General features: G+C 41.5%; 17 protein-coding genes. 9 read left to right on the top strand and 8 right to left on the bottom strand.

Annotated features, from left to right (window positions below; translation table 11 throughout):
- The first annotated feature begins 1 nt into the window (after position 1).
- The 6 genes from NO346_RS02400 to NO346_RS02375 all read left to right on the top strand — a co-directional run bounded on the left by NO346_RS02400 (position 2) and on the right by NO346_RS02375 (position 7,804).
- Positions 2-3,130 (top strand): efflux RND transporter permease subunit, encoded by a 3,129-nt coding sequence (locus NO346_RS02400; protein WP_256414097.1) that lies wholly within the window; start codon positions 2-4, stop codon positions 3,128-3,130.
- Positions 3,131-3,262: 132 nt separating this feature from the next.
- Positions 3,263-3,640, top strand: a complete 378-nt coding sequence (locus NO346_RS02395; RefSeq protein WP_208728095.1) for a hypothetical protein — start codon at positions 3,263-3,265, stop codon at positions 3,638-3,640.
- 145 nt (positions 3,641-3,785) lie between these two features.
- Entirely contained in the window at positions 3,786-4,904 is a 1,119-nt protein-coding gene (gene dnaJ / locus NO346_RS02390; protein WP_256414096.1) for a molecular chaperone DnaJ, read from the top strand.
- Between the two features lie 113 nt (positions 4,905-5,017).
- Positions 5,018-5,839, top strand: a complete 822-nt coding sequence (dapB, locus tag NO346_RS02385) for a 4-hydroxy-tetrahydrodipicolinate reductase (RefSeq protein WP_256414095.1) — start codon at positions 5,018-5,020, stop codon at positions 5,837-5,839.
- A 96-nt stretch (positions 5,840-5,935) separates the two neighbouring features.
- On the top strand, positions 5,936-6,583 hold the full coding sequence (locus NO346_RS02380; protein WP_256414094.1) for an START domain-containing protein: 648 nt from the start codon (positions 5,936-5,938) through the stop codon (positions 6,581-6,583).
- A gap of 318 nt (positions 6,584-6,901) precedes the next feature.
- A complete protein-coding gene (locus NO346_RS02375) occupies positions 6,902-7,804 on the top strand; it encodes a LysR substrate-binding domain-containing protein (RefSeq protein ID WP_256414093.1) in 903 nt (300 codons plus the stop codon).
- Here the strand turns inward: NO346_RS02375 and NO346_RS02370 are convergent.
- On the bottom strand, positions 7,752-8,162 hold the full coding sequence (locus NO346_RS02370; protein ID WP_256414092.1) for a hypothetical protein: 411 nt from the start codon (positions 8,160-8,162) through the stop codon (positions 7,752-7,754). The two genes, NO346_RS02375 and NO346_RS02370, sit on opposite strands and share 53 nt — an antisense overlap.
- A gap of 90 nt (positions 8,163-8,252) precedes the next feature.
- On the opposite strand from NO346_RS02370, the gene NO346_RS02365 reads away from it, so the two are divergent.
- On the top strand, positions 8,253-9,680 hold the full coding sequence (locus NO346_RS02365) for a PLP-dependent aminotransferase family protein (protein ID WP_256414091.1): 1,428 nt from the start codon (positions 8,253-8,255) through the stop codon (positions 9,678-9,680).
- Here the strand turns inward: NO346_RS02365 and NO346_RS02360 are convergent.
- The 7 genes from NO346_RS02360 to NO346_RS02330 form a co-directional block, all read right to left on the bottom strand.
- Positions 9,677-10,702, bottom strand: coding sequence for an NAD(P)-dependent alcohol dehydrogenase (locus NO346_RS02360; protein WP_256414090.1), 1,026 nt, complete (start codon positions 10,700-10,702; stop codon positions 9,677-9,679). The two genes, NO346_RS02365 and NO346_RS02360, sit on opposite strands and share 4 nt — an antisense overlap.
- A 34-nt stretch (positions 10,703-10,736) precedes the next feature.
- Entirely contained in the window at positions 10,737-11,291 is a 555-nt protein-coding gene (locus NO346_RS02355; protein WP_256414089.1) for a DNA-3-methyladenine glycosylase I, read from the bottom strand.
- Between the two features lie 32 nt (positions 11,292-11,323).
- Entirely contained in the window at positions 11,324-11,572 is a 249-nt protein-coding gene (locus NO346_RS02350; RefSeq protein WP_256414088.1) for a hypothetical protein, read from the bottom strand.
- A 9-nt stretch (positions 11,573-11,581) separates the two neighbouring features.
- Entirely contained in the window at positions 11,582-12,118 is a 537-nt protein-coding gene (locus tag NO346_RS02345) for a M23 family metallopeptidase (RefSeq protein ID WP_087547589.1), read from the bottom strand.
- 31 nt (positions 12,119-12,149) lie between these two features.
- On the bottom strand, positions 12,150-13,196 hold the full coding sequence (mutY, locus tag NO346_RS02340) for an A/G-specific adenine glycosylase (protein WP_256414087.1): 1,047 nt from the start codon (positions 13,194-13,196) through the stop codon (positions 12,150-12,152).
- 151 nt (positions 13,197-13,347) lie between these two features.
- The gene (locus NO346_RS02335; protein WP_256414086.1) at positions 13,348-14,085 is read right to left on the bottom strand and encodes a dienelactone hydrolase family protein; all 738 of its coding nucleotides are present in this window, start codon (positions 14,083-14,085) and stop codon (positions 13,348-13,350) included.
- Between the two features lie 169 nt (positions 14,086-14,254).
- The gene (locus NO346_RS02330) at positions 14,255-14,413 is read right to left on the bottom strand and encodes a DUF1328 domain-containing protein (RefSeq protein WP_018678759.1); all 159 of its coding nucleotides are present in this window, start codon (positions 14,411-14,413) and stop codon (positions 14,255-14,257) included.
- 189 nt (positions 14,414-14,602) lie between these two features.
- Here NO346_RS02330 and NO346_RS02325 point away from each other — a divergent pair, with 189 nt between their 5' ends.
- Positions 14,603-15,055, top strand: coding sequence for a YcgN family cysteine cluster protein (locus NO346_RS02325; protein ID WP_256414085.1), 453 nt, complete (start codon positions 14,603-14,605; stop codon positions 15,053-15,055).
- Positions 15,056-15,209: 154 nt separating this feature from the next.
- Positions 15,210-16,376, top strand: coding sequence for a class C beta-lactamase (gene ampC / locus NO346_RS02320; protein WP_256414084.1), 1,167 nt, complete (start codon positions 15,210-15,212; stop codon positions 16,374-16,376).
- The last annotated feature ends 1 nt before the right edge of the window (position 16,377 follow it).

The following is a 16,377-nucleotide window of genomic DNA, read 5'->3' as shown; positions in this document are numbered from 1 at the left end:
CATGAAATTTAACCTTTCAGAATGGGCGCTTAAGAATAAGGGAATTATTCTGTATTTTATGCTGTTACTCGGCATTGTCGGAATTATGTCTTATTCCAAGCTCTCTCAGAGTGAAGACCCACCCTTTACTTTCAAAGTGATGGTAGTACAGACCTATTGGCCAGGCGCAACCGCACAGGAAGTTGCAACGCTGGTGACAGATCGTATTGAAAAAGAACTGATGACCACAGGGCAATATGAAAATATTCGGGCATATTCACGGCCTGGGGAATCTATGGTCACGTTTATTGCTAAGGATTCCTATCGTTCTGAGCAGATTCCTGACGTTTGGTATAACGTGCGTAAAAAGGTCAATGATGTCCGTTCACAACTTCCAAGCGGTGTACAAGGCCCATTTTTTAATGATGAATTTGGTGATACCTTCGGCAATATCTATGTTTTAACGGGTAAAGATTTTGACTATGCGGTAATGAAAGAATATGCCGATCGTTTGCAACTACAACTGCAACGGGTCAAAGATGTCAGCAAGGTTAATTTGGTGGGTCTACAAGATCAGAAGATCTGGATCGAATTATCCAATACCAAAGCTGTTCAGCTCGGTGTCCCTGTCACAGCCATTCAGGAAGCGATTCAGAAGCAAAATGATATGGCAGGTGCAGGTTTCTTTGAAACAGGTACAGACCGTATTCAAATCAGAGTTAGCGGACACTTACATAGTGTCGATGACCTGAAAAAAATGCCGTTGTTGGTGGGCGATAAAACCATTCAATTGGGGGATGTTGCTGAGGTCTATCGCGGCTTTAGTGAACCTGCTCAACCACGTATGCGTTTTATGGGTGAGAATGGGATTGGCATTGCGGTGTCCATGCGTAAAGGTGGGGACATCATTGCATTGGGCAAAAATTTAGAAACCGAATTTAACAGTCTACAAAAAAGCTTACCTTTGGGCATGAAACTGCAAAAAGTTTCAGACCAACCTGTTGCAGTACAACGTAGTATTCAAGAGTTCTTAAAAGTTTTAGCTGAAGCGGTCATTATCGTTTTATTGGTCAGTTTCTTCTCACTCGGTTTTCGTACAGGGCTTGTTGTTGCATTGTCGATTCCATTGGTTTTAGCAATGACCTTTGCTGGAATGAGTTTATTTGATGTCGGCTTACATAAGATCTCATTAGGCGCATTAATTCTTGCGCTGGGTTTGTTGGTCGATGATGCCATTATCGCCGTGGAAATGATGGCGATTAAAATGGAACAGGGTTACAGTCGATTAAAAGCGGCAGGTTTTGCATGGCAAACCACCGCTTTTCCAATGCTGACAGGTACATTGATTACCGCAGCAGGCTTCTTGCCAATTGCCACGGCACAATCTGGAACAGGTGAATACACACGTTCTATTTTCCAAGTCGTGACGATTGCATTGATCGTTTCATGGATTGCTGCTGTTTTATTTGTTCCTTATTTAGGTGAAAAATTATTACCTGATTTCACCAAACAGAATCAACAAGCGGCATGGTATTTACGTTTATGGGCAAGGTTACGCAAGCAACCTGCACCAGTGGTTGAGTCGCATGGTCAGCATCATGATCCTTACCAATCCAAGTTCTATCAATCCTTCAGGCATATCGTCGAAATCTGTATTACCTATCGTAAAACGGTGATTGCTATTACGGTCGGTATCTTTGTATTGTCTGTTGCGATGTTTAAGTTGGTACCGCAACAATTCTTCCCACCATCGAATCGTGCAGAAATTCTGGTGGACTTAAAACTGGAGGAGGGGGCTTCACTAACGGCGACAGAACAAGCAGTACATAAGGTAGAACAATTCCTATCCAAACAAAAAGGGATTGATAATTATGTCGCTTATGTTGGAACAGGTTCACCACGTTTTTACTTACCTTTAGATCAACAACTCCCACAAGCCAGTTTTGCTCAATTTGTAGTCTTGGCTTCTTCTCTTGATGATCGTGATGAAATCCGTCGCTCTTTAGATAAGCAGATTAAGCAATTATTGCCTCAGGTACGTACCCGTGTGTCCTTGCTGGAAAATGGTCCGCCTGTGGGTTATCCATTGCAGTATCGGGTCTCAGGTGAAGATCTGGCAACGGTTCGGGCAGAGGCACAAAAAGTGGCTAAGGTGCTGAGTGAAGACCCAAATACCACCAATGTGCATCTGGACTGGGGTGAACCAAGCAAGATCATCGCCATTGACATTGATCAGGATCGTGCTCGTCAAATGGGTGTTTCCAGTGTTGATTTGGCTAACTTCCTAAACGCTTCTGTGACAGGGGCGGTGATGAATCAATATCGTGAAAAACGTGAACTCATTGAAATTCGTTTACGTGGTGATAAGTCGGAACGTGTTGAAGTGGCTTCGTTAGCAAATTTAGCTGTGCCAACCACCAAAGGAACCACTGTACCTCTAGCGCAAATAGCAAAAATTGAGTCACGTTTTGAAGAAGGTCTGATTTGGCATCGGAATCGTCTACCAACGATTACAGTTCGCGCGGATATTCGAACCAATTTACAACCTGCAACAGTGGTTCAGCAATTGGCAGACAAAATGCAAGCTTTACGTGCTGATTTACCCAATGGTTACTTAGTGGAAGTCGGTGGTACGGTTGAAGAGTCTGCAAAAGGTCAAAATTCGGTGAATGCAGGCATGCCATTATTCTTGGCTGTGGTGATGACTTTACTGATGATTCAATTACGTAGTATGTCACGCGCAACGATTGTTTTATTGACAGCACCTCTTGGTTTGATTGGCGTTGTTGCATTCTTACTCCTGTTTAATAAGCCTTTTGGTTTTGTCGCGATGTTAGGGACAATTGCTTTATCTGGAATGATTATGCGGAATTCATTGATCCTGATTGATCAGATTGAGCAGGACATTCAGGCAGGGCATGAACCGTGGGACGCGGTGATTGGTGCCACCATGCGCCGTTTCCGCCCAATTGTGTTAACCGCACTTGCCGCAGTACTTGCAATGATTCCATTATCACGCAGTATTTTCTTTGGTCCGATGGCGGTTGCGATTATGGGTGGCTTGATTGTGGCTACCCTGTTGACCCTGTTTTTCCTGCCTGCACTCTATGCGGCGTGGTTTAAGGTCAAGAAAGCAACACATCTATCATAATTATTTTGTGAATAAAGGTGCGAAATATTGAAAATTTCAATATAGTAGCACCTATATTTTAAGACCAAAAAATAATTGAATTTCATTGCATGACTGGTTTGGCAAAATGCAGTGAATGAGGTGATCTAGAGCATGGGGCAAGACAATATTGAGCAGCATCGCCGTTATGTGGCGATTTCGTACGTGTTCATGTTTCTTGCATTATTTACAATCGTGTTTGCAGTGTTTGCGTATCTGCTGGCACGAAAAGTTGCGACTGCGAATAATGCTGAAGTATGGATACACGCGCATGCACTGTGGATTATGCGTAATGTGCTGCTGTTTATTCTGATGGCTTTCTTTGCTGCCCTGTGGTTTATTCCACTGTTCTTTTTTGTCTGGAACAGCGCCCTCTGGGTGACCGCCATGACGGTTGTGGGTGTGGTGTTTAGCTCAATTGCATGGCTATTTCTGTTGAATGCATGGCTGAAAGGTATTGCCAGATACTTTAGAAATAAAGCGGTTTTCTAAATTTATCGCTTTTTTTATCACAATCACCCTTGTAAACGTATTGTACAGGCCCTATTAAGGCTCTGTTGACTTTAGAAATAAAATGTCAGCGGAGCCTATTTGTTTTTTTAAGTTTGAATAAATTCCGTGAGGAGCATCGCCAACCATGGCTAAACGTGATTATTATGAGGTTTTAGGCGTTTCGAAAACCGCAAGTGATGATGAGATTAAAAAAGCCTATCGTAAGTTGGCGATGAAATATCATCCAGATCGTAACCCAGACAATGCGGAAGCGGAAGAAAAGTTTAAAGAAGCAGCAGAGGCTTACGAAGTACTTTCTGATGGCGAAAAACGCAGCATGTATGATCGCGCTGGCCATAGTGCTTTTGAAGGCGGTTTTGGTGGCGGCGGTGGCTTCGGTGGTGGTTTTAGTGCAGAAGACATCTTTAGCCAGTTTGGTGATATTTTTGGTGGTGCTTTCGGTGGTGGCGGTGGTCGCCAACAGCAACGCCAACGTCGCGGCTCTGATCTTCGCTATGTGATGGAATTGACGCTTGAAGAAGCAGTCAAAGGCGTGAAAAAAACGATTACTTTTACTGCACCAGCGCCGTGTGAAAGCTGTGATGGTAAAGGTTCTAAGAATCCAAATGATGTTGAGACGTGTCGTACCTGTCATGGTGCTGGTCAAGTACGTATGCAGCAAGGTTTCTTCTCGGTTCAACAAACTTGTAGTACTTGCCGCGGTCAAGGCAAAATTATCAAAAACCCTTGTAATACTTGTCATGGTTCGGGCGTTGCCGATCGTCAACAAACGCTTGAAGTCACTATTCCTGCAGGTGTGGACAACGGCGATCGTGTTCGCTTAACAGGTAAAGGTGAAGCGATTCGTGATGGTCAAGCGGGTGATTTATATGTTGAAGTCGTAGTTCGTGAACACGAAGTCTTCCAACGTGACGGTGCAGATCTCTATATGGATGTGCCAATCAGTATTGCTGATGCTGCATTGGGCAAAGAAATTGAAATCCCGACGCTTGATGGTCGTGTCAGCTTAAAAATCCCAGAAGGTACTCAAACAGGTAAGCTATTCCGGTTACGTGGTAAAGGTGTTCGTCCTGTACGTAGCAGCATGGTCGGTGACTTATTGTGCCGTATCGTGGTAGAAACACCTGTGAATTTAAACAGTCGTCAACGTGAATTGTTGAAAGAATTACAAGCGTCGTTAGATGGTGATGGTCATGCTGCATCACCAAAGAAAAAATCTTTCTTTGATCGCTTGTTTGATTAATTAGCATCAATAAAAAACCTGCTGCGGCAGGTTTTTTTATGGGAATTTTTTAGCGTAGACACAGAGTTTTGCTATAGTAGCTCAATTGTTTAAATAAAAGACTAGGAAAAATTATGTCGACTTCTCCACGCATTGGAATCTTGGGTGCAGGCGGACGCATGGGGCGTATTCTGATTCAAGCAGTACAACAAGCAGGGTACCAACTCGCAGCAGCTGTTGAACGTCCAGAAAGCAGTTTGGTGGGTGCAGATGCAGGGGAACTTGCAGGGATTGGCAACATCGGCGTCAATATTGTGGGAAGTTTAAGTGAAGTTTTAAAAGACTGTGATGTCGTGATTGATTTCACTGCGCCTGTTGCCACTGAACAACACTTAAAGTTATGCCGTGAGGCAGGTGTTGCAATGGTGATTGGCACCACAGGGATGTCGGATGAACAAAAGGCTTTCTTAGATGAAACCGCAACACAGACTCCAGTCGTTTATGCTGCTAACTATTCAGTTGGTGTGAATGTTTCAATCAAATTATTAGAGCTTGCAGCGAAAGTGTTTGGTGATAGCGTTGATATCGAAATCATCGAATCACACCACCGTCATAAAGTGGATGCGCCATCTGGTACTGCATTTATGATGGGCGAGGCGATTGCAGATACTTTAGGTCGTGACTTGAAAACAGATGCTGTGTATTGCCGTGAAGGTCATACAGGTGCTCGTGAGCGTCAAAGTATTGGCTTTCAAACCATTCGTGGTGGCGACATCGTCGGTGAACATACCGTGATGTTTATTGGTGAGGGTGAACGTGTTGAAGTCACACATAAAGCTACCAATCGAATGAATTTTGCTTCAGGCGCTGTTCGTGCGGCTGCATGGGTTGTCGGTCGCGAAGCTCGTAAATATGATATGAAAGATGTTTTAGGCTTTAACGAGATTGAAGTTTAAAAGGTACTTTTTTTGTACTATAAAAGAGCTTGTTGAGCTTTCTTTCTGATAGAGATACAACAAGCTCTCACCATCATTACAACAATTGAGCATGACATGAATAAAAAGCATATTGTTCTTGCTACACTGCTAAGTGCGACAAGTTTAGTCGTCAGTGCCGCAGAAGCACCTAAACTGAGTTTACATCGCAATAATATTAAAGTTTGGACCTACCAAACAGAGAATAATCCGGTCTTTCAGTACAAAGCAGAAACGACTTTTGATGTGCCTTTGGAACGGGCAGTTGCGGTAGTACTTGATGTTGAGCGCACACCCCAATGGGTGCCTTATGTTGCTAAGGCACAGCTTTTGTCTCGGGATGAAAAGAAAGGCGAATTTACCCTGTATATGCTGTTAGATTTCCCATTTCCTTTGAAAGACCGTGATCTGGTCATTAAAGGCAAAATGAATAAAAATGCTGATGGCAGTATTAGTATTAAGAATAACGCGATTAAAAATAGTTACCCTGAACAACCTGATGTGATTCGTTTGAATCAATATACAGGAGATTGGACGTTCCAAAGACTTGCCAATAATAAGGTTAAAGTTATGACTAGTGGTTATGCCGACCCAGCAGGTTCGATTCCATTGAGTTTTGTGAATATGTTTGTGCAGCAGCAACCGTATCAAATGCTGATGAAAATGAAGAAAGAAGTGAATAATCCATTCTATGCACAAGCACATTTGCCTGATTTACTTAAATAACGAACTAATTTGTAGAATTCTATTCGACATAAAAAGCCTGATTTAAATCAGGCTTTTTTATGCACTGATACATTAGTCAGCTTGCCACCGAAGGGATGAGCAAACTTGAAAAAACCATCCCTATCCAGACCAGCATCAGGGTGATAAAGGTCGGTGAAGCAGGATTAAACTCAACCAAATTGAGCGATACACAGATTGTTCACTTAATCTTTTTCACTATTCTGTTGATGGCTGCCATTTTGCGATGATTATTGTTGCTAAAAATAGATGAATCTGCAAAATATAGTTGACTAAATATCAATAATTGATGAGGTGGCAATGAAATCTACGGTAGAAGAACTGCTTGTTTTTATGACGATTGTCGATACAGGATCGTTTATTGCCGCTGCTGAGCGGCTTGGACAGACAGCGTCGGGAATGAGCCGCTCTCTCAGTCGTCTAGAGTCAAAGCTTGGAGTCACCTTGCTAGAGCGCACGACTCGAAAGTTAAAACTGACTCAAGAAGGACAACAATTTTTACAACATGCGCGTAAAATTCTCAGTGATTTAAGTGCAGCTGAAGAAGCTCTAGAAAAATCTGATCAGGATACCTCGGGTGTGATTCGGATTGACTCAGCCACGCCGTTTATTCTGCATGTCATTACGCCATTGGTACATAAGTTCAGACAAAGTTATCCCAATATTGAGATTGAGCTGAATAGTAATGATTTAGTGATAGATCTATTAGAACATAAGACTGATGTGGCATTTCGTTTTGGTGAATTACATGATTCCAGTCTGCATGCGAAACTGGTGTGTAAAAGCCGAATTTATATTGTTGCCAGTCCTGAATATTTACAGCGTAAAGGGAGACCTGTACAAGCTCAGACATTAATTGAGCATGATGTGATTGGCTTCACCCGTCCCACTTATATCAATACTTGGCCCATTAAAATTGAGGGTGAGTATTTTCAAGCCCAACCGAAAGTAAAAGCATCGAGTGGCGAAACTGTTCGACAACTCTGTTTGCGTGGGCAGGGCATTGCCCGATTATCAGAGTTTGAAATCTGGCAGGATATGAAAGAAGGGCGCCTTGAAGCGCTATTTGAAGATCAGATTGAGCACTCTTATCAAAGCATCCATGCTGTTTATTATCAACAAGCGCATTTGCCGAAACGGGTTCGCTTATTTATTGAGTTTTTGACTGAGCAGTTAAGTCATGGATTTTCGGTTTGCCAATAGCTGCTTCAGCGAGTTTCAGTTCTAAAACTTGAACAAGCTGTCCAGTCGGTTGTTGTACTGCAACTTTGATCTGTTGCTGTTGTTGTGTGCATTCAATTTTGACCGTTGGCAGAAAGTTACTTGAGAGCATCAGGCCATTTTCATTGGGCTTCTTATAGGTCAGTTTGATGACACGGGTCTGCTCAGGGGCTTCACTTTTCTCCATTTTCCATAATTCATAGGTCGATTGGTTTTGAATTTGCAGATATCCCTGTGAGAGTGATTTACACACTTGTTGTTGCTGATAAGTGGACTGGTCAGTCAGATTGCAGCCTGTAAAAAAAATTGTAGAAAATATAAATAAGATATTATTTTTCATGCTCTTATCCTTTGTTAGTTGATTTTTATAGCTTAATGGTGTTGTCTTAACCAATACAGATACAGAAATTTATAAAAAAGCAGTACAGATATGACTTTTCAATATCAACGCCTAGCAGATCAATTGGCTCATAAAATTTATCAACATGAATTACAGCCACAGCAAAAGTTAAGTTCTTTAAGGGAATTTGCTCGTCAGCAAAGTATTAGTTTGAGTACCGCACAACAATGCTACGAACTGTTAGAAGCAAAAGGACTGATTTATGTCAAAGCCAAATCAGGCTATTTTGTAAGTTCAAGACAATATCAAAGTGCTGCCCCTAAAAGTCCAAGCTTTGAGTCCAAAGCACGGCAAGTCTCGAATTTAGACTTACAGAATCAGATTCAAACAGCATCGATTCAAAATCATTTAACTCCTTTAGGGGCTATTCAGTTGTCACCCCATTTAATTCCTGTAGATGGGCTACGTCGTTCCTTACAGCGTGCGCTTAAACACTGTCAGCCCGAAGATTTTTTATATTGTAATAAACAGGGACATGAGCAGTTACGTAAGGCTTTATCAGATCATTGGCGTGAAGATGGGATTTATGTCGCTACAGAAGATATTTTTATTACCAATGGCTGTATGCCAGCTTTGTCCCTGTTAATTCAGCAGATCAGTCAGGAAGGGGACAGTATTTTAATTCCAACACCTACTTTTAATGGTCAGTTGCAAATGTTGGCAAGTCTTAAGCGTAAGATTATTGAGATTCCAGCAGATCATCGTGGTATTGACCTTGAGCGTCTTGAGTTTTTTATGAAACAGGGCGATGCCAAGTTGTGTTTACTCACTGCTAATTTTCAAAATCCATTGGGTTACTGTTTAAGTCATTCACAGAAGCAAAAAATTGCTGAACTTGCACAGCAATACCAATGTTTTATTTTAGAAGATGATATTTATGGTGAATGCAGTTTCCAAAAAGAGAGACCTTTGCCGATTCGTTATTGGGATCAACAAGGCTACGTAATTTGGTGTGGTTCAGTCTCGAAGTCACTGTCTACCGCCTATCGTGTGGGGTGGTTTTGCTTGGGACAACAATTGCAACACTTACGACCACAACTCTTATCAAATAACGTCGGTGTCAATACACCCTTACAGTTAGGCTTGGCTGATTTCATTTATAGTCGTGGTTATCGTGAGCATCTGGATGACTTAAGACCAAAGTTGATGCAACAAGTCGAACAGTATCGTGCTTATATTTTGGAAGTATTTGGTGGGATTCCAATCGCCTTGAGTCAATCAGAAGGTGGTTATGCTTTGTGGTTGCAACTGCCAGAAAATATTACGGGCTTAGAGTTATATTATTTAGCACAGCGCCAAGGGATTAATATCGTACCAGGGGAAGTGTTTGGTGAAGATCAGCGTTATCAGCACTTCATCCGCTTAAATGCAGGGCATGCGTTGACCACCGAAATCCGCCAAGCAATTCAACAGTTGGCGGATTGGGTGAGAGAGCGTATGTCGACGATTTTAAATTAATCAAAGTCTGCTTTAAGTACGATACGATAACGTGCTTGACCTGAATGCAGTCGTTCAATGGCTTCATTGAGTTGAGACATTGGAAATAGCTCAATTTGTGGCGCAATATTTTTACGTGCGGCAAATTGTAGTAGTTGGCGCAGTGCTAAAGGTGACCCAGTTGGTGAAGCTGTAACAGATTTAGCACCACTCATGATAGTACCTACAGAAACTGGAATAGGCTCTAAGGTAATACCCAAGAAATGCATACTACCATTCGGTGCCAAGGTATTGAGATAGGCTTGCCAATTCAGCGTTACATTGACGGTGCTAAGCAATAGATCAAATTTGCCACGTTGCGCTTTGATCGCTTGAGCATCACGACTATTCACCACATGGTCAGCCCCCATGGCTTTGAGTTCTTCAGTTTTGTCTGGATTTGAACTAAATGCAGTAATCTCACAACCCCAAGCTTTAAGTAGCTTGATGGCCATATGCCCTAAACCACCGATCCCAATCACACCGACGTGATGTGTTGCTTGGATCTGATGTTTTAGTAAAGGATCAAACACGGTAATGCCGCCACAAAGCAATGGTCCTGCACTCTCAGGATCCAAACCCTCTGGTAGAGGAATGACCCATTGCCAACCTGCGCGAACTTTTTCTGCAAAGCCACCCGCATGACCAACGATAGTCGCAACGCTGCCACCGTTACATAAAACTTGATGACCACCAATACAAGGATCGCATGCTTGGCAACTTTCAGCTGTCCAACCAATGCCAACACGTTGACCAAGTTTCAGTCCTTTGGCTTCTGAACCGATTGCGATAATTGTGCCAATAATTTCATGTCCAGCGACAGCAGGATAAACGGATGAATGCCATTCATTATTGATCACAGACAAATCTGAGTGACATAAACCGCAGTATTCAACTTTAACTTCAACCTGATGTGGCTTTAATTCACCTGCATCAAATTGATAAGGAACCAATTGCTCTCCTGCTTTCATTGCAGCATAAGCACGGATTTGGTTATTGCTCATTCGATAACTCCTTGGAAAGCAAAATGAATTCGTATTATTTAAAATGACAGTGATTTTCGTGATCGTTGACCATGCCTACCGCTTGCATAAACGCATAACACGTTGTGGGACCAACAAATTTAAAACCACGTTTTTTCAGTGTTTTTGAAAGTTTTTGACTGAGTTCGGTTTGTGCAGGTGCATCACGATAATGAATGACATCGTTATTTGGAGTCTGATGGTCAACAAAGGCCCATAGCCAATGAGATACATCATCAACTTCATTTTTGAGTTGCTGCCATGCAATTGCATTGTCTCGAATCGCTTTAAGTTTACCTAGATGACGAATTAATCCTGCATCACTTAGTTTGTCTTCGAGTTGATCATCAGTAAACTCTGCAATCTTAGTAATTGGATAGTGAAAGAAGTGTGAACGGTAATTCTCGCGCTTTTTTAGTACCGTAATCCATGATAGTCCAGCTTGTTGACCTTCGAGACAAAGCATCTCAAATAATCGATTTTCATCTTGTTCTACTTTGCCCCATTCTTCATCGTGGTAGCTAATATAGAGTGGATCATCGGAGCACCAGCCACAGCGTTGAATCGTCATATTTGATGCTTCCTATTGTTATTCATATAAAATCATGAAAGTGTGAATGCCACCCATTCATTTGGGCGAGTATCCCAATAATACAGTTCAGCTGTATTTAAATCAGTAAATTTAAGCCAAAAGTCTTTACCAGATTTATCTGCAAATCCTGTGCTAATCAGCAGAGCATCTTCGGTAATCTCCATAATCCAGCCTTGATAGCTTGTACCATTGATGATGATTTTTTGCTGATTTCCAGACTCTGCAAATTTAACCAGTCGTTCAATCAATGCTTCTGACATTCTATGTTCCTAACGTAAATATGAGTATGGATTGACTGCTCCACGCCCTTTGCCATTTAAATAAATACCATAATGTAAATGTGGGGCAGTCGCACGAGCATTGCCTGTATTGCCCACATAACCAATGAGGTCGCCCTTATGAACATAGTCTCCCACATTAAGACCACGTTTATGACCATCTAAATGGGCATAGTAGTGCCAAGAACCAGATGGTCCTAGAATCCAAATGATTTTGCCACCTAAATTATTATTACGTAAATCAGCCACTAAGCCCTCAGTGGCACTATACACTTTCGTACCACGTTCCGCCATGATATCAATCCCTTCGTGGTTACGTCCTTGGCTACGTGCAGCTCCCCAAGTATCTCGTAATTCATTTCGATTGATACCTTTGACTGGAACGGGCAAACGGCTATCTAAACGCAGCTTTTTAAGTTTATTGATTTGAGTGGCTGGTAGGGGCGTAGGCTTACTAGGCGTTGTCGTACATGCAGAAATTAGAATAGCCAATAGACTAATCACGATAAATGGAATCGAAAGACGCACACAAACTCCTTGTGATTTCGATTTACAACAATTAAGTAGAGGAAGTCTTTTGTTTTGCTGTAATCAATTTTTTCATGGCGGTTGGAATGCCTTTGGCAATCGCAGCTTCTGGACTTAGCCATACTCCATTTAATTCGATACTGAGCTGCTCTTTTTGATCATGTTCCACGTGGAACAGTTGCTCATGCAGTATCCATGTAAAGTGGGTAAAACTATGACTAATCTGTAGTGATGATACTTGAGCTTGCAGCTTAAATTGCTGTTCAATCTGTTGTAATTCAGTTGCCTGTTCAATGATAGGCAGACAATACAAACCTCCCCATAGACCGTGGGCTTCACGTTGTTGCCAAAGCCACTCACGACCTGCTTGAATTAGGAGCACATTCGCCGTTTTAACAGGGACAGGTTTTTTTGCTTTTTTAAATGGGAGTTCTTGTTGTAAACCTTGTTGATAGGCCTGACAGTGTTGTTGCATTGGGCAGTATAAACATAAAGGCTTTTTCGGTGTGCAGACTGTCGCACCCAAATCCATGATTGCTTGGGTGTAATCATGGTTACGTTCTTTCGGACACAGCTGTTCCGCAATTTGCCATAAAGCACGCTCATGCTGTGGCTTGGATAAATCATCTTCGATTGCAAAAAAACGTGCTAAAACTCGTTTCACATTGCCATCCATAATGACGCCATATTGTCGTAAGCCAAGAGACATTAATGCACCAGCGGTTGAACGACCAATGCCTGGTAATTCAATCCACTGTTCTAATGTTTCAGGAAACGTTCCTTTCTGCTTTACGATAACAGCGGCTTTGTGCAGATTGCGTGCACGGGCATAGTAGCCTAAACCAGCCCAATAAGGGGCAACCTCATCCCAACTGGCCTGACCAAGATCGTCTACGGTTGGAAACCTTTCGATAAAGCGATCAAAATATTGCAGAACAGTTTTAACTTGAGTCTGTTGTAGCATGATTTCTGACACCCACACTTTGTAGGGATCATCAGCGACTTGCCATGGTAAATCGTGGCGGCCATGTTGGTCGAACCACGTGAGTAGTGCATCAGAAAATGAGAAATCAGACATGAATCAGAACAATCAAAAGCAGAGGCTTAGTATAATGAAAATATAATCGTGGACTTATTTAAATGATAAAAACATTTGTTCGTGTGTAGGAGACATAAATACCACCTACACAGAATGAAGTCTTTGCGAAAGTTTATGCCAATATTTTGAATCAGGTTAAATGTTTATCCAATACTTCATACATGGCTTCTAATCCTTGATGTTCAGCTTCGGCGTTATAGCCTAAGTCAACATTATTTGCTTTAGCTCGCTCATCTGCGAGGGGATTACTAAAGCCATGTTTGGCATCTTCAAAAATAATCACTTCATGATCGACTTCTGCATCGTGCATTTCCTGACGGAAGCTTGCGACATTATCTAAAGAAACCATGGTGTCGATCTCACCATGTAATACAAGAATTTCAGCCTGAATCTTTCCTTTTTGTGCAGGTGCTTTCGGGCTTAAATTCGCGTGGAAGGTCACCACAGCTTTCAAATCGGCACCAGATCGTGCCAAATCCAGAACAACTTTACCACCATAACAAAAACCAATTGCTGCCAATTTTTCAGTATTGACCTCTGGTTGTGCTTTTAAAGCATCTAAGCCTGCTTGAGCACGCTCAACCACGGTGTCTACATGCTCAAATGTTTGCATCATCCATGCAGATGCTTGAGGAACATCAGAGGTAACTTTTTTGTCTCCATACATATCAATTGCGAGAGCGGCAAAACCGTGTTCTGCAAGTTCACGCGCACGTTGCTCGGTATATTCGGTACGTCCCCACCATTCTGGAGCAACAATCACACCTGCAACGGGTTGATCTGTAACAGGTGCAGCAAAATAGCCAATAAGGCGTTGACCATCTGGTGCGGTATATTCAATTTCACGCGTTGTAATTGGAAAGCTCATTTTTTAATCCTGATCTATTATTTCAATGCTTTGATTAAAGCATAAAAAAGCAAAAAATTGATGATGCTAGCGGAAAGACAAATTTTTATTCGGCTGAAATGATGATAATAAAAAAAGAAGAATACGGCGATTCTTCTTTTTTCTTTCTGAATTTTTATTTCTCTTTAAACTAAACTTTACCGCGTGATAAGAAACCCACTACAGCAAGAATAGCCGCGATCACTAATAAAATGACGGCAAAGTCTTTGGATAAACCAGCAACACCACCAAAACCTAATAAACTGGCGATTAATGCAATCACTGCAAAGATAATAGCCCAACGGAACATATTACTTACTCCTAAATTTATCGTTATGAGATTACTATAGCGTGTATTTTTTGACCCAAATGTGGTGTTTCTGTGGTTGAAATGTTCAATAACTTAAGTATTGTTAATCGCTTAAGTCGCTTGGAAAACAGCTTGATTGAGAATAAATGTTATAATCAACACAAATTTTTAAAGCCTAAAACATTTGCCATGTCTACCGAATTGCGCGCTAACTTTTGGAAACTATATCCACTTGATCAGTTGAATAATACTGAGTGGGAGGCATTGTGTGATGGTTGCGGTTTATGTTGTTTGGTTAAGCTTGAAGATGAAGAAACGGCAGAAGTCGCATATACCAAAGTTGCATGTAAATTATTAGATTGTAAAACGGCACGTTGTTCTGATTATCCGAATCGTCAACAGCATGTTGCAGATTGTATTCAATTGACACCTGAACGATTGCAAACAATTACATGGTTACCTCCTAGTTGTGCTTATCGTCGTTTGAATGAAGGTAAAAATTTACCGTCATGGCATTATTTAAATACGGGCTCACGTCAGAGTGTGATTAAAGCGAAGAAATCGGCTGCTGGACGCTGTATTTCAGAACAAGATATAAATGAAGAAGATATAGAAGATTATGTCGTACGTTGGGTACGTTAGATCTTGATATATATTTCTTATAACTGTGTTTTTTATCAATAAAAAACAATACTTTTGCAGTATTTTATCTATACATTCCCATATGATGAACACTGAGAGGTCGATGTGGTTTGAGAGCCTCTTTGTTTGAATGAAATGGGTTTGGGAAATAGACATGATCGCATCAAGAATGCTTTTTTTACTTGCAGGGCTTTTATCCTGTAATTCTTCGATTTGGGCAAAACCGCTCAGTGAGCAGCAAGTTAGGGAAATTGTAGATCAACAATTTAAACCATTATTAGATCAATATAAGATTCCTGGATTGGCGGTCGGTGTCACATTCGATGGTAAGCATTATTTTATCAATTATGGCTTTGCATCAAAATCAAACCAACAACCCGTAAGTAACCATACTTTATTTGAACTTGGCTCAGTCAGTAAGACCTTTAATGCAACTTTGGCGGGCTATGCACAGGCGCAAGGGCAGTTATTATTGTCGGATCATCCCGCCAAGTATTTCCCAGAATTAAAAAATACCGCAGTGAATAAAGCTACGATTTTAAATTTAGGTACATATACTGCAGGTGGCTTTCCGCTGCAATTTCCAGATGAAGTTGTTAGTCAGCAGGACATGCTTCAATATTTTCAAAGATGGCAGCCAAAGACCAACGTTGGTACGGAACGACAATATTCAAATCCAAGCATTGGTTTGATGGGGTATATCACGGCATTAGCATTGAAAAGACCCTATTCTGAATTGTTAGAAAAAACACTTTTTCCACAATTGGGAATGACACAAAGTTTTATTCGAGTACCCGAACAGCAGATGTCACAATATGCGTGGGGTTATAAAAATGATCAACCCATTCGCGTTTCTGCGGGGATGTTGGATGCTGAAGCTTACGGAGTGAAAAGTAGTAGTTCCGATATGCTGAAATTTTTAGATATTCAAATTCACCCACAAAAGCTAAAACAGTCCTTAAGAGCGGCGGTTGAAACAACGCATGTGGGATATTTTCAAGTTGGTGCGATGACCCAAGGGCTAGGCTGGGAGCAATATGCTTATCCTGTTAAGCTTGAGACACTTTTACAAGGTAACTCCAGCAAAATGGCTTTAGAAAGACATATCGTCACACCGATCAAACAACCAAAGCGTGCTCCAGCAGCAACATTGTTTAATAAAACTGGTTCAAGTAATGGCTTTGGTGCCTATGCTGCATTTATACCACAGCAGAAAATTGGGATTGTGATGCTCGCTAACACTAATTTTCCGAATGAAGCTCGAATTACTGCAAGCTACCATGTCATGCAGCAGTTACTTCAAAAGAATACTGCGCAATAGA

Origin of the sequence: Acinetobacter sp. 5862, assembly GCF_024494585.1 — a bacterium.
In the GTDB taxonomy this organism is placed as follows: Bacteria; Pseudomonadota; Gammaproteobacteria; order Pseudomonadales; family Moraxellaceae; genus Acinetobacter.
The sequence above is the reverse complement of the archived record's forward strand: the minus strand, read 5'-3'. Positions and strand labels throughout refer to the sequence as shown.

Excerpts from the sequence above, each read along its gene's own strand:
- NO346_RS02400 (WP_256414097.1), top strand. The coding sequence starts at position 2 with ATGAAATTTAACCTTTCAGAATGGGCGCTTAAGAATAAGGGAATTATT.
- NO346_RS02395 (WP_208728095.1), top strand. The coding sequence starts at position 3,263 with ATGGGGCAAGACAATATTGAGCAGCATCGCCGTTATGTGGCGATTTCG.
- dnaJ (WP_256414096.1), top strand. The coding sequence starts at position 3,786 with ATGGCTAAACGTGATTATTATGAGGTTTTAGGCGTTTCGAAAACCGCA.
- dapB (WP_256414095.1), top strand. The coding sequence starts at position 5,018 with ATGTCGACTTCTCCACGCATTGGAATCTTGGGTGCAGGCGGACGCATG.
- NO346_RS02380 (WP_256414094.1), top strand. The coding sequence starts at position 5,936 with ATGAATAAAAAGCATATTGTTCTTGCTACACTGCTAAGTGCGACAAGT.
- NO346_RS02375 (WP_256414093.1), top strand. The coding sequence starts at position 6,902 with ATGAAATCTACGGTAGAAGAACTGCTTGTTTTTATGACGATTGTCGAT.
- NO346_RS02370 (WP_256414092.1), bottom strand. The coding sequence starts at position 8,162 with ATGAAAAATAATATCTTATTTATATTTTCTACAATTTTTTTTACAGGC.
- NO346_RS02365 (WP_256414091.1), top strand. The coding sequence starts at position 8,253 with ATGACTTTTCAATATCAACGCCTAGCAGATCAATTGGCTCATAAAATT.
- NO346_RS02360 (WP_256414090.1), bottom strand. The coding sequence starts at position 10,702 with ATGAGCAATAACCAAATCCGTGCTTATGCTGCAATGAAAGCAGGAGAG.
- NO346_RS02355 (WP_256414089.1), bottom strand. The coding sequence starts at position 11,291 with ATGACGATTCAACGCTGTGGCTGGTGCTCCGATGATCCACTCTATATT.
- NO346_RS02350 (WP_256414088.1), bottom strand. The coding sequence starts at position 11,572 with ATGTCAGAAGCATTGATTGAACGACTGGTTAAATTTGCAGAGTCTGGA.
- mutY (WP_256414087.1), bottom strand. The coding sequence starts at position 13,196 with ATGTCTGATTTCTCATTTTCTGATGCACTACTCACGTGGTTCGACCAA.
- NO346_RS02335 (WP_256414086.1), bottom strand. The coding sequence starts at position 14,085 with ATGAGCTTTCCAATTACAACGCGTGAAATTGAATATACCGCACCAGAT.
- NO346_RS02330 (WP_018678759.1), bottom strand. The coding sequence starts at position 14,413 with ATGTTCCGTTGGGCTATTATCTTTGCAGTGATTGCATTAATCGCCAGT.
- NO346_RS02325 (WP_256414085.1), top strand. The coding sequence starts at position 14,603 with ATGTCTACCGAATTGCGCGCTAACTTTTGGAAACTATATCCACTTGAT.
- ampC (WP_256414084.1), top strand. The coding sequence starts at position 15,210 with ATGATCGCATCAAGAATGCTTTTTTTACTTGCAGGGCTTTTATCCTGT.